Consider the following 12218-nt stretch of genomic DNA (forward strand, 5'->3'; position numbering starts at 1 on the left):
ATGAAGGGCGGCACCCCACCGGGGTGCCGCCCTTCACGCGTCGTCTCAGAGGTCCGCGCAGGCCTCAGTACGCGCTGTTGACGTTGTCGATCGTGCCGTACCGGTGCGCCGCGTAGTTGGCGGCGGCGGTGATGTTCGCGACCGGGTCGTAGATGTTCCACGAGGTGCCGGAGACGTGGTACGTGGCGAAGGTCGGCGGGATCACCTGGAGCAGGCCCTTGGAGGGGATGCCGTTGATCGCGTTGATGTCCCAGTTGTTGATGGCACGCGGGTTGCCGGAGGACTCACGCATGATGTTGCGGTGCAGGCCGCTGTAGCTGCCCGGGATGCCCTTGGAGTGCATGATGTCGAGCGAGTGGCGGATCCACCCGTCGAGGTTGTTCGCGTAGGTGCGCGCGGCGACCGTCTCCATCTGCGGGCGCTCGGCGGAGCGGCTCGCGGCCTTCTTGGCGGAGCGGGCGGCGGCGGCCTTGCGGGCGGCGTCGTCGGCGGCCTTCTTCTTCGCGGCGGCGTCGGCGGAGCGCTGCTTGGCGGCAGCGGCGGCCTCGGCCTTCGCCTTGGCGGCGATCGCGTCGAGCTTGACCTGCTGGTTGGCGGCCGGGTCGGTGAACGTGCTCTTCAGGTCCTGGACCTGGGTGTGCTCGGCGGCGACCTGGGTGTGCGCGGCCGGGACGCCGGAGGCGACGGCCGTGCTGCCACCGGGGACGGCGGCGAAGGCGATGGCGGCGGCACCGAGGGTGCTCACACCGGCGACCGCGATCTTGCGCTGCTTGTCGAGCGCGTTGAACTTGCCCACCTTGGCCGTGGCGAAGGTGCCGAGCTTGTTCATGGAACGACTGAGACGATCGGTGTCGAGGAAATTCTTGGGCATGGCTGATGGACCTCTTTGAGTTAGCGCGGAGGTCGCTCCTGCGTCCGCCGGAGGAATCGGCTCCTCCCGCACGAACGCCGCGGGGCGAACCCGCGGCGCTGAGCGACGAGAGCAATTCTTAGCGGCCGCAAAATGCCATGGCAACGATGTGACGTACGACCCTGCATAGTGGATCAGGTAAGGACAAATCGGGACAGATTAGAGCATCCGTCCCGTTCGCCGTGGGATGCCTTGTCTCCTATGTCCGTTCGTACGTGATGTGCGCCCTATGCGAGGGCTCACACCGGTAACGCCCCCTTCTCACTCGCCGTCGCCGGCGGGGTGCTTTGCGTAAGCACTCATTCGTGAGCCTCGCGGGGGACCTCGTGGGGGACCTAGCGGGGGACCTCGTGGGGCAGGAGGAGATGCACGTCCCCGAACTCGTGCCAGAGGTACCGCTCGCGCACCGCCTCCGCGTACGCCCGGTCCACCGCCGCCCGCCCCGCCACGGCCCGCAGCATCAGCAGATGCGAGGCCTGCGGCTCGTGCAGCCCGGTCAGCAGCCCGTCCACGACCCGCACCCCGCGCTCGGGGGTGACCACCAGATCCGTCCAGCCGCCGGCCGCCCGCACCACCCCGTCGGGCCCCACCGCCGACTCCACGGCCCGCACCGCCGTCGTCCCCACCGCGATGACCCGGCCGCGCCCGGCCCGCGCCGCCCCGATCAGTCGCGCCGACGCCTCCGGCACCGCGAACCGCTCCGGATACGGCGGCTCGTGCGCCTCCGCCGACGCCACCCCCGTGTGCAGTGTCACCGGCGCCAGCCACACCCCCCGGCTCACCAGCTCCGCCACCCCGCGCGCCGTGAACGGCCGCGCCGCGCTCGGCATTTCCGCACTCCCCGCCCCGTCGGGCGACGGCAGCGCGAACACCGTCTGATACGCCGCGAGCGGCTGGTCCCTCTCTGTATAGGAGTAACGGATGGGACGGCCGTGCTCGCTCAGCACCCGGTCCACCGGCGCCCCCGCCACCCGCGCCCACCACAGCCGCCCGCCGCGCCCGTGCCCGGTCCCGTCCCCGTTTCCGCCCCCGTCCCGGGACAGCGGCTCCTCCAGGACCAGCCGTGCCCCGCCCGGCAGCCGCACCTCTGTCTGTGCGGGCCCGCCCGCCCGCGCGCGCGTTGTACCGCGCCCGTCCGGCTCCCGCACCTCGACGGCCCACCGCCCGTCGTCCCCGCAGGTCGAGAAGTGCACCACCACCGGCGTCGCCCCGATCCGCCCGTCCACCGCCGCCGCCAGCGTGGCCGAGGTGTTCACCACCAGCACGTCACCCGCCCGCAGCAGCCGGGGCAGCTCCCGGAACCCGTGGTGCGACACCTCCGTACCGTGCGACACCAGCAGCCGTACGGAATCCCGGCCGCGCCCGGGCCCGCGCCGCTCGGCGGGGACCCGCGCCGACAACTCGCCGGGCACCTTCCCCCACGGCAGGCCCCCGGCCGTCCTCATCCCCGCTCCAGCAGCGCGGCCGCGGTGTACCGCCCGCTCACCGGCCGGTCCTCCAGCAGCCGCAGGAACGCCGGCACCACCGTCTCCGGCGCGGGGCGCGGAGCGTCGTCCAGGGGTACGGCCGCCTCGTACAGCGCGGTCGCCATGTCGCCCGGGTCCACCGCCCACACCCGCAGCCCCGGCTCCTCCGCGCCGAGCACGCCGGCGAGCAGGCCGAGGGCCGCCTTCGAGGCGCCGTAGCCGCCCCAGGCGGGGTACGCCTCCACCGCCGCGTCCGAGCCCATCGTGATCACGGCGCCCACCGCCGACGCGCGCAACGCCGGCAGCGCCTCCTGGACCAGGCCCAGCGCGGCGACCGCGTTCACCTCCAGCGCCCGCCGGAACCCGTCGAGCGGCAGCTCGGCCAGCGGCAGCAGAGGCTCGGCGCCCAGCGCGCTCGCGTTGTGCACCAGCAGGTCCACCCCGCCCAGCCGGCGCGCCGCCGCCACCAGTTCCGCCCGGTGCCCGGCGTCCGTGACGTCCCCGGGCAGCGCCACCACCCGCGTCCCGTGCCCGGCGACCGCCCCGGCGGCCTCCTTCAGCGCCCCCTCGCCCCGGGCGTCGAGCACCAGATCCCAGCCCCGCGCGGCCAGCGCGTCCGCCAGCGCCCGGCCCAGCCCCTTCGACGCCCCCGTGATGATCGCGACAGCCATCCTCACCATCCCCTTGGGTCACACCAGACCGCCCCGGCGGGCGGTGACCTCAACCTAGGAACGGCCCGCCCCCGCCCACCTCCGCCCGCAGCCCCGACCCACGCGGTTCCTTCGCCGTACGTCCCGGGCCCCACCGGCGACCGGACCGGGTGGCCTAGGCCCCCGGCCCTACGTCCACCGGCCCGCACGGCGGGCCACCGGGCCGATCCGCCCCCTCCCGCCCCGCCGGTACCGTGAGGACATGAGTCACGGCCCCCGGTCCGGCCTCGGCGCGGTGAGTTCCGCGCTGCTGGCCATGAGCAGACACCTGGAGGTGCGCGACGTCCTCAAGACGATCGTGGCCTCCGCGCGTGAGCTGCTCGACGCCCAGTACGCCGCCCTCGGCGTCCCCGACGACCACGGCGGCTTCGCACAGTTCGTCGTGGACGGGGTCGGCGACGAACAGTGGAAGGCGATCGGGCCGCTGCCCCGGCAGCACGGCGTGCTCGCGGCGATGCTGCGCGAGGCCCGCCCCGAGCGGCTGGCGGACCTGCGGCAGGACCCCCGGTTCGAGGGCTGGCCCGAGGCCCACCCCGAACTGGCCGACTTCCTCGGCCTGCCCATCCGCGACGGCGACGAGGTCATCGGTGCCCTCTTCCTCGCCAACAAGAACTGTCAGAAGCCAGAGGGCAGTTGCGGATTCACCGCCGAGGACGAGGATCTGCTCGGCATCCTCGCCCAGCACGCCGCCATCGCCCTCACCAACGCCCGCCTCTACGAACGCAGTCGCGAGCTGACCATCGCCGAGGAACGCTCCCGCCTCGCCCACGAACTCCACGACGCCGTCAGCCAGAAGCTGTTCTCGCTCCGCCTGACCGCGCAGGCCGCCACCGCCCTCGTGGACCGCGACCCCGCCCGCGCCAAGGAGGAGTTGCACCAGGTCGCCGCCCTCGCCGCCGAGGCGGCCGACGAACTGCGCGCCGCCGTCGTCGAGTTGCGCCCCGCCGCCCTCGACGAGGACGGTCTCGTCGCCACCCTGCGCACCCAGGTCCAGGTCCTCGACCGCGCCCACAGCGCCCGCGTCACCTTCGCCGGGCACGGCATCCGCGCCCTGCCCGCCGCCCAGGAGGAGGCCCTGCTCCGGGTCGCCCAGGAGGCCCTGCACAACGCCCTGCGCCACTCCGGCGCCGCGCACGTCGACGTGAGCATGGCCCGGCGCGGCAACGGCGCCGTCCTGCGCGTCACCGACGACGGCGAGGGCTTCGACCCCACGGCCGTCCGCCGCGCCGGACGCCATCTGGGACTGGTCTCCATGCGGGACCGCGCGAGCGGGGTCGGCGGCACGCTGACCGTGGAATCGGCGCCCGGCAAGGGCACCGCGATCGAGATGGAGGTGCCCGGTGGCTGACCCGATCAAGGTGCTCCTCGTCGACGACCACCAGGTCGTACGCCGGGGCCTGCGCACCTTCCTGGAGGTGCAGGACGACATCGAGGTCGTCGGCGAGGCGGCCGACGGCGCCGAAGGGGTCGCCCTGGCCGAGGAGCTGCGCCCCGAGATCGTCCTCATGGACGTCAAGATGCCGGGCACCGACGGCATCGAGGCGCTGCGCCGGCTCCGCGAACTGGCCAACCCCGCCCGGGTGTTGATCGTCACCAGCTTCACCGAGCGGCGTACGGTCGTCCCCGCCCTGCGCGCGGGCGCCGCCGGGTACGTCTACAAGGACGTGGACCCCGACGCCCTCGCCGCCGCCATCCGCTCCGTGCACGCCGGGCACGTCCTGCTCCAGGCCGAGGTCGCCGACGCGCTGCTCTCCCAGGAGGAGGCCAACCCCGGCCAGGGCAGGGGAGGTTCACTCACCGACCGGGAGCGCGAGGTGCTCGGCCTGATAGCCGACGGACGCTCCAACCGGGAGATCGCCCGCGCCCTCGTGCTCTCCGAGAAGACCGTCAAGACGCACGTCTCCAACATCCTGATGAAACTCGACCTGGCCGACCGCACCCAGGCCGCGCTCTGGGCGGTACGCCATGGTGTGACCGGCTGAAACGCGGTCAACGGCTGCCCTACGAACGGCGGTCCGAAAGGTCACCGTCCGATCCGAGATTCATACCGTCGTGGGAATGTCACCCGGACGGCGCAACCTCGTCCGCCCCCCGCCGTTCTCCAGTGCGTGCCGCGGCGAACCGCCGCGGCGAATGCCAAGGAGGGGTTGGACATGAAGAACCTGAAGAAGGCCGCGGCCGTGACGATGGTGGCCGGCGGACTGATCGCGGCGGGCACGGGCATGGCCTCCGCCAGCAGCGGCGCCTCCGGTGCGGCCACGGGCTCGCCGGGCGTCGTCTCCGGCAACGTCATCCAGGCGCCGGTGCACGTCCCGGTGAACGTCGTCGGCAACACCGTCAACGTCATCGGCCTGCTGAACCCGGCCTTCGGCAACACGGGCATCAACGGCTGACGCGCCCCCACAGACCCGCAGGGCCCCCGGCACCCCCACCGGGGGCCCTGCGTCTGCCACAAAACCGGCCGGCCCGGCGCGGGCACACGCCTCAGCGCCGCTCCCGCTCCTCCACCACCGAGTTGTACGCCGCCACCCGCGCCCGCCGGGCCGTACGCTCCACCGGGCGCAGCGCCGCCGACCGCGCCGCCATCTCCGAAGCGCTCACCGCGCCCCCGTGCCCGCCGCCGTACGCCAGGGACACCAGCAGCCCGATCCGCTCCGCCAGCTCCAGCACCCGCACCGCGCGCGGCGGATACCCCGGCGCCAGCACCTCGTACCCATGGCCGCCCGTCACCCGGACCCCGGCCCGCCGAGGCGCCTCCGACCGCGCCCGGTACGCGTCGATCGCCGCCTCCGCCACCGGACCCGACGCCGCCACGTCCAGCCGCGTCAGCACCTCCGTCGCGTCGCGCAGCGCCTCCGCGAGCTCCCGCTCCGCCTCGCCCAGCGAGGGCACGTCGGCGGGCGGCGCCTCCCGCACCGGCAGGACGTGCCAGACCACCTCGGTGTGCACGTCACCCTCGGGCCCCGCCTCGTACACCTTTGGAACCAGACCGAAGGCCGCCCCGGAACAGACCACCGCCTCCTCGGCCTCCAGCGCCCGCGCGTTGAACTCCGGCGGACCGCTCAGCCCCAGCGGATGCCCCGGCGCGGGCAGCGCCACCCGGAAACCGGTCACCCCGAGCCCCCGCAGCCGGCCCAGCGCCAGCGTGAGCCCCACCACGCCCTCCTCGCCCGGCAGCCCCTCGACCCGGTGCACCGCGTCCCCGCCCACCACGGCGAGTACGGCGTCATCCGGGGAGACAAGTCCGGCCAAGAGGGCATTTCCCCAAGCGGCGAGGCGTCCTGAACGCGGTTCCGTGAGCATCCCCCCACCCTAAGGACCGGACCGATGGAATGGAGCACCACACTCGTGGCGTAGATTTCATATGGGCTGCGCCCATTGGCGTGGCGGCCCGAGCCACAGGCGTACGCGACAGCCGAGACCGGCCACAACGCAAGGGGAGACAACGCGCTCATGAGCGATGTTCTGGAGCTTCAGGACGTATCCGTGGTCCGTGAGGGCCGGGCTCTGGTGGACCAGGTCGACTGGTCGGTCAAGGAGGGCGAGCGCTGGGTCATCCTCGGCCCGAACGGCGCGGGCAAGACCACCCTCCTCAACGTCGCGTCCAGCTACCTCTTCCCCACCAAGGGCACCACCACCATCCTCGGCGAGACCCTCGGCAAGGTCGACGTCTTCGAACTGCGCCCCCGCATCGGCGTGGCCGGCATCGCCATGGCCGAGAAGATCTCCAAGAGCCAGACCGTCCTGCAGACCGTCCTCACCGCCGCCTACGGCATGACCGCCGGCTGGCGCGAGGAGTACGAGGACGTCGACGAGCAGCGCGCCCGCGCCTTCCTCGACCGCCTCGGCATGAGCGACTTCCTCGACCGCCGCTTCGGCACCCTCTCCGAGGGCGAGCGCAAGCGCACCCTGATCGCCCGCGCCCTGATGACCGACCCCGAGCTGCTGCTCCTGGACGAGCCCGCCGCCGGACTCGACCTCGGCGGCCGCGAGGACCTGGTCCGCCGCCTCGGCCGGCTGGCCCGCGACCCCATCGCGCCCTCCATGATCATGGTCACCCACCATGTCGAGGAGATCGCCCCGGGCTTCACCCACGTCCTGATGATCCGCCAGGGCAAGGTCCTCACCGCGGGCCCCATCGAGCTCGAACTCACCTCCCGCAATCTCTCGCTGTGCTTCGGCCTCCCGCTCGTCGTGGAGCAGGCCGGCGACCGCTGGACCGCCCGCGGCCTGCCCCTGTCCTGATCCGTTCCCGGCCCCTGCCCGATCCGCTCCCGGTCCGATCCCGATCCGTCCTGATCCGGGCGGCCCCCGTCCGCACCCTGTCGGCGGCCCGCCCACCGGCCCTACCATGAGCCCGTGGACGACATCGGCGCATGGGTGTGGTGGCTCGTCGGCGCTGCGGCGCTCGGAATCCCCCTCGTGATCACCGCCATGCCCGAATTCGGCATGTTCGCGGTGGGAGCCGTGGCCGCCGCCGTCGCCGCGGGGCTCGGCTTCGGCGTGGTGATCCAGGTGCTCACCTTCGTGATCGTCTCCGTCGCCCTCATCGCCGTCGTCCGCCCCATCGCCCTGCGCCACGACCGGCAGCGCCCCCAACTCGCCACCGGAGTGGACGCGTTGAAGGGCAAACAGGCGGTCGTCCTGGAACGCGTCGACGCCTCCGGCGGCCGCGTCAAGCTCGCCGGGGAGATCTGGTCGGCCCGCGCCCTCGACGCCTCACGCGCCTACGAGATCGGGCAGGAGGTCGACGTCGTGGACATCGAGGGGGCCACCGCGCTCGTCATCTGATTCATCTGCCCCCGAGTCGGGCAGCGGTCTGACAGACTCGACAAGCAAGATCTTCGACAGCGGAGAGGGATACGGGGAACACGATGGAACCGGTCATCATCGTCCTGATCATTCTGGTGGTGTTGGTCTTCATCGCCCTGATCAAGACAATCCAGGTCATCCCACAGGCCAGCGCCGCCATCGTCGAGCGCTTCGGCCGCTACACGCGGACCCTGAACGCGGGCCTCAACATCGTGGTCCCGTTCATCGACACCATCCGCAACCGCATCGACCTCCGCGAGCAGGTCGTGCCCTTCCCGCCCCAGCCGGTGATCACCCAGGACAACCTGGTCGTCAACATCGACACCGTCATCTACTACCAGGTGACCGACGCCCGGGCCGCCACCTACGAGGTCGCCAGCTACATCCAGGCGATCGAGCAGCTCACCGTCACCACGCTGCGCAACATCATCGGCGGCATGGACCTGGAGCGCACCCTCACCTCCCGCGAGGAGATCAACGCGGCCCTGCGCGGCGTCCTCGACGAGGCCACCGGCAAGTGGGGCATCCGCGTCAACCGCGTCGAGCTGAAGGCCATCGAGCCGCCCACCTCCATCCAGGACTCGATGGAGAAGCAGATGCGCGCCGACCGCGACAAGCGCGCCGCGATCCTCACCGCCGAAGGAACGCGCCAGGCCGCGATCCTCACCGCCGAGGGCGAGAAGCAGTCCCAGATCCTGCGCGCCGAGGGTGAGGCCAAGGCCGCCGCCCTGCGCGCCGAGGGCGAGGCCCAAGCCGTCCGCACGGTCTTCGAGGCCATCCACGCGGGCGACCCCGACCAGAAGCTGCTCTCCTACCAGTACCTCCAGATGCTCCCGAAGATCGCCGAGGGCGACGCCAACAAGCTCTGGATCGTCCCCAGCGAGATCGGCGACGCCCTCAAGGGCCTCTCCGGCGCCATGGGCAACTTCGGCAACTTCGGCGGAGGCGGCGGCAGTTCCGTACCCCAGCAGAACAAGGGCACCGGCTCCGACCGCCGCGAGCGCCCGCCCATCGACTGACGCCATACGCAACGGTGGGGCCCGCCTCCTCAGGGAAGGCGGGCCCCACCGTTGCGTACGCCCGCTCCACGCGGCTTCGTACGTCCGGTCCACGCGGGCTTCGTGCGTCCGCTCTACGCGGCCCGCAGCGCCAGCCAGTCCGGCAGCGCGTCGAAGTCCTCGTTCCCCAGCGCGAGCAGCATCGCGTCCGCCGGCGTCGGCTCGAACGGCTGCCACAGCAGCGGCATCCCCGCCTGCTCCGGAGTCCGGTCCGCCTTGCGGTGATTGTCCTCCGCGCAGGACGCCACCGTGTTCAGCCAGGTGTCCCCGCCACCCTGCGCCCTCGGCACCACGTGGTCGACCGTGCTCGCGGAGCGCCCGCAGTACGCGCACCGGTGCCGGTCCCTGACCAGCACACCCCGCCTCGACCATGGTGCTTGTCTTCGGAACGGCACCCGTACGTATCTGCACAGCCGGATCACCCGGGGCGCGGGTATGTCCACATCGGCGCCGCGCATCCGCAGGACGGGGTGCTCCTGCTCCACGACCGCCTTGTCCTGGAGGACCAGCACGACGGCACGGTTCAGCGTCACCGTCGACAGCGGTTCGAAGCTCGCGTTCAGGACCAAGGTGCCACGCATCAAGCCCACCTCCCGTGTGCCCGCCCACCCCCCGGCGGACGTGGATCAACTCTGGACGGGCGCACCGAGATGGACAACGCAATAAAAAAGCGCCCGCCCCTGATCACTTCCAAGACCAGGGGCGGGCAAACACCGAAGCGGCGGTCAGCTCTGCGCGGGGTTCTCGTACTCCCCGACGAGCTGCGCGCGCGCCAGCGCGTGGAACCGCAGATTGAAGCCGACGAAGGCCGGCGAGGCGTCCGCGTCCGGACCGAGTTTCTCCTGGTCCACGGCGTACACCGTGAACACGTAGCGGTGCGGGCCGTCTCCGGGCGGCGGGGCGGCCCCGCCGAAGTCCTTGGTCCCGTAGTCGTTGCGCGCCTGAATCGCGCCCTCGGGCAGTCCGTCGAACTTTCCGCTGCCGGCGCCGGCCGGGAGCGATGTCACCGAGGCCGGGATGTCGAACACCACCCAGTGCCAGAACCCGCTGCCGGTCGGCGCGTCCGGGTCGAAGCAGGTCACGGCGAAGCTCTTCGTCTCCGCCGGGAACCCCTCCCAGCTCAGCTCCGGCGAGACGTTCCCATCGGCGTAGACCTGGGCGCCCTTGAGCACCCCGCCCGGCTCGATGTCCTCACTCGTCACCGTGAACGACGGCACGGGCGGATGGAAGTCATGGGGGAGCGGCCGCCGCTTGAGCTCGGTCACCTCGGTACCTCCTGATCGATTCCGTTCAGTGCGTCCGAGCCTAGAACCAGTTCCGCCTGCTGCCGACCTCGGACAGCCACTGGTTCAGGTACGCCGCCCAGTCGGTGGTGTGGAAGTCGTGCAAGCCCACCTGGAAGGAGCGGAAGGTGTCGGAGCTCTGGCTGAACAGGCCCGGCTTCTTGTCCATCTCCAGGACGACGTCCATGGCGTGCTCGTCGGCCACGAAGCTGATCTCGACCTGGTTCAGACCCCGGTACTGCGACGGCGGGTAGAACTCGATCTCCTGGTAGAACGGCAGCCGCTGCCGGGTGCCCCGGATGTGACCGCGCTCCATGTCCGCGGTCTTGAAGCGGAAGCCCAGCTGGATGAAGGCGTCCAGGATCGCCTGCTGCGCGGGCAGCGGGTGCACGTTGATCGGGTCCAGGTCGGAGGAGTCCACCGCACGCGCGATCTGCAGCTCGGTGGTCACCCCGATGTGCATCCCGCGCAGCTCCTGCCCGTCGATCATCGTGACGGGCGTCTCCCACGGGATCTCCAGACCGAACGGCACCGCGTGCACCGCCCCCGCCTGCAGCTCGAAGGCACCGCCGAGCCGCACCCGCGTGAACTCGATGTCCTGCTTGTACTCCTGGTCGCCGCTCTCCACCTCGACCTTCGCCTGAAGACCGACCGACAGCCCCTCGATGTTCTGATTCACGGAGCCGCCCTGGATGTGGACCTCGCCCTGCACCACGCCACCGGGCACCACGTTGACCTCGGTCAGCACCGTCTCCACCGAGGCGCCACCGGCCCCCAGGCTCGCGAGCAGCTTCTTGAACGCCATTTACTCTCCCCTTACGAATGGGCCCTCGCCCCGTACAAACGCGATCCGGCCCCGACCGGTTCCGCCATGACGGCGACCCCGGCTGCACTACCCTCGGAGGGCATGATCACGCCACCGGACCGTACGCCACTGCCCCGGGAGTTCCTCGACCGTCCCGTCCTGGAGGTCGCCCCCGACCTCCTCGGCCGCCTCCTGGTGCGCACCACCCCCGACGGCCCGATCACCGTCCGCCTCACCGAGGTCGAGGCGTACGACGGCCCGAACGACCCCGGCTCCCACGCCTTCCGCGGCCGCACCGCCCGCAACGGCGTGATGTTCGGCCCGCCCGGCCACGCCTACGTCTACTTCACCTACGGCATGTGGCACTGCATGAACCTCGTCTGCGGCCCCGAGGGCCGGGCGAGCGGGGTGCTGCTCCGCGCCGGCGAGATCGTGGAGGGCGCCGAGCTGGCCCGCGAGCGCCGGCTCTCCGCCCGCAACGACAGGGAACTGGCCAAGGGCCCGGCCCGGCTCGCCACCGCCCTGGGCATCGACCGCTCCCTGGACGGTACGGACGTCTGCGGCCCCGAAGCCGCCCCGCTCCACCTCCTCACCGGCACCCCCGTCCCCGCCGACCAGGTGTGCAACGGACCGAGGACGGGCGTCGCCGGTGACGGCGGGGACGGCGATGCGCACCCCTGGCGCTACTGGGTGGACGGCGACCCCACGGTGAGCCCCTACCGCCCCCATGTACCGAGACGCAGGTCACGTTGACTCGCTCTTGGAAGATGCGTAATGTTCTCCGAGCCGCTTGAACCGGGTACGGCGATCGCCAGTAGACGGAAGCGGCCATCCCACTACCTACGACTTCCCCTTGGCGGGGGTCGATTCGACGTGTCCGCATGTCTGAATTGAATCCGCTGGGACTCGATTATGAGTCCGTACGGGAGATCGGCTAACGTAGTGAATGTCGAAAGGCCGGACGGCGAAAGCCGAAAAGCCCAAGGCAATCCCCCCGATCGGGAGTCAGGCACTGAAAAGAGTCTGATAGAGTCGGAACCGCCGGAAAGGGAAACGCGAGAGCGGGAACCTGGAAAGCACCGAGGAAATCGGATCGGAAAACGGTCTGATAGAGTCGGAAACACCGAAGGGAAGCCCGGAGGAAAGCCCGAGAGGGTGAGTACAAAGGAAGCGA

14 protein-coding genes are annotated in these 12218 nt (G+C 71.5%); 7 read left to right on the forward strand and 7 right to left on the reverse strand.

Features of this window, described 5'->3' with window-relative positions:
- Positions 1-64: 64 nt before the first annotated feature.
- From AB0898_RS18935 to AB0898_RS18945, 3 genes are all read right to left on the reverse strand, one after another.
- The gene (locus tag AB0898_RS18935; RefSeq protein WP_366804094.1) at positions 65-829 is read right to left on the reverse strand and encodes a transglycosylase SLT domain-containing protein; all 765 of its coding nucleotides are present in this window, start codon (positions 827-829) and stop codon (positions 65-67) included.
- Between the two features lie 416 nt (positions 830-1245).
- The gene (locus tag AB0898_RS18940) at positions 1246-2355 is read right to left on the reverse strand and encodes an S-adenosylmethionine:tRNA ribosyltransferase-isomerase (protein ID WP_366804070.1); all 1110 of its coding nucleotides are present in this window, start codon (positions 2353-2355) and stop codon (positions 1246-1248) included.
- Positions 2352-3047, reverse strand: coding sequence for an SDR family oxidoreductase (locus AB0898_RS18945; RefSeq protein ID WP_366804071.1), 696 nt, complete (start codon positions 3045-3047; stop codon positions 2352-2354). Before AB0898_RS18945 ends, AB0898_RS18940 begins: the two co-directional genes overlap by 4 nt.
- A gap of 241 nt (positions 3048-3288) precedes the next feature.
- On the opposite strand from AB0898_RS18945, the gene AB0898_RS18950 reads away from it, so the two are divergent.
- From AB0898_RS18950 to AB0898_RS18960, 3 genes are all read left to right on the forward strand, one after another.
- On the forward strand, positions 3289-4434 hold the full coding sequence (locus AB0898_RS18950; protein WP_366804072.1) for a GAF domain-containing sensor histidine kinase: 1146 nt from the start codon (positions 3289-3291) through the stop codon (positions 4432-4434).
- On the forward strand, positions 4427-5068 hold the full coding sequence (locus AB0898_RS18955; protein ID WP_366804073.1) for a response regulator transcription factor: 642 nt from the start codon (positions 4427-4429) through the stop codon (positions 5066-5068). Before AB0898_RS18950 ends, AB0898_RS18955 begins: the two co-directional genes overlap by 8 nt.
- 171 nt (positions 5069-5239) lie before the next feature.
- Positions 5240-5479 (forward strand): chaplin, encoded by a 240-nt coding sequence (locus AB0898_RS18960; protein WP_366804074.1) that lies wholly within the window; start codon positions 5240-5242, stop codon positions 5477-5479.
- 91 nt (positions 5480-5570) lie between these two features.
- On the opposite strand, the gene AB0898_RS18965 is transcribed toward AB0898_RS18960, so the two are convergent.
- Positions 5571-6389 carry a hypothetical protein gene (locus AB0898_RS18965; protein WP_366804075.1) on the reverse strand — a complete coding sequence of 273 codons (819 nt, stop codon included), beginning with the start codon at positions 6387-6389 and terminating at the stop codon, positions 5571-5573.
- A 150-nt stretch (positions 6390-6539) separates the two neighbouring features.
- Here AB0898_RS18965 and AB0898_RS18970 point away from each other — a divergent pair, with 150 nt between their 5' ends.
- From AB0898_RS18970 to AB0898_RS18980, 3 genes are all read left to right on the forward strand, one after another.
- Positions 6540-7331, forward strand: coding sequence for an ABC transporter ATP-binding protein (locus AB0898_RS18970; protein WP_366804076.1), 792 nt, complete (start codon positions 6540-6542; stop codon positions 7329-7331).
- Between the two features lie 114 nt (positions 7332-7445).
- Positions 7446-7877, forward strand: coding sequence for an NfeD family protein (locus AB0898_RS18975; protein WP_366804077.1), 432 nt, complete (start codon positions 7446-7448; stop codon positions 7875-7877).
- Between the two features lie 83 nt (positions 7878-7960).
- Entirely contained in the window at positions 7961-8917 is a 957-nt protein-coding gene (locus tag AB0898_RS18980) for an SPFH domain-containing protein (RefSeq protein ID WP_366804078.1), read from the forward strand.
- Positions 8918-9030: 113 nt separating this feature from the next.
- Here AB0898_RS18980 and AB0898_RS18985 read toward each other — a convergent pair whose 3' ends face one another.
- The 3 genes from AB0898_RS18985 to AB0898_RS18995 all read right to left on the reverse strand — a co-directional run bounded on the left by AB0898_RS18985 (position 9031) and on the right by AB0898_RS18995 (position 11044).
- Positions 9031-9537 (reverse strand): HNH endonuclease, encoded by a 507-nt coding sequence (locus AB0898_RS18985; RefSeq protein ID WP_366804079.1) that lies wholly within the window; start codon positions 9535-9537, stop codon positions 9031-9033.
- A 144-nt stretch (positions 9538-9681) separates the two neighbouring features.
- Entirely contained in the window at positions 9682-10221 is a 540-nt protein-coding gene (locus tag AB0898_RS18990) for a YbhB/YbcL family Raf kinase inhibitor-like protein (RefSeq protein WP_366804080.1), read from the reverse strand.
- 40 nt (positions 10222-10261) lie between these two features.
- The gene (locus AB0898_RS18995; protein ID WP_366804081.1) at positions 10262-11044 is read right to left on the reverse strand and encodes a sporulation protein; all 783 of its coding nucleotides are present in this window, start codon (positions 11042-11044) and stop codon (positions 10262-10264) included.
- Between the two features lie 102 nt (positions 11045-11146).
- Here AB0898_RS18995 and AB0898_RS19000 point away from each other — a divergent pair, with 102 nt between their 5' ends.
- Positions 11147-11797 carry a DNA-3-methyladenine glycosylase gene (locus AB0898_RS19000; RefSeq protein ID WP_366804082.1) on the forward strand — a complete coding sequence of 217 codons (651 nt, stop codon included), beginning with the start codon at positions 11147-11149 and terminating at the stop codon, positions 11795-11797.
- Positions 11798-12218 lie beyond the last annotated feature (421 nt).

Origin of the sequence: Streptomyces sp. NPDC005435 (assembly GCF_040703155.1) — a bacterium.
In the GTDB taxonomy this organism is placed as follows: Bacteria; Actinomycetota; Actinomycetes; order Streptomycetales; family Streptomycetaceae; genus Streptomyces.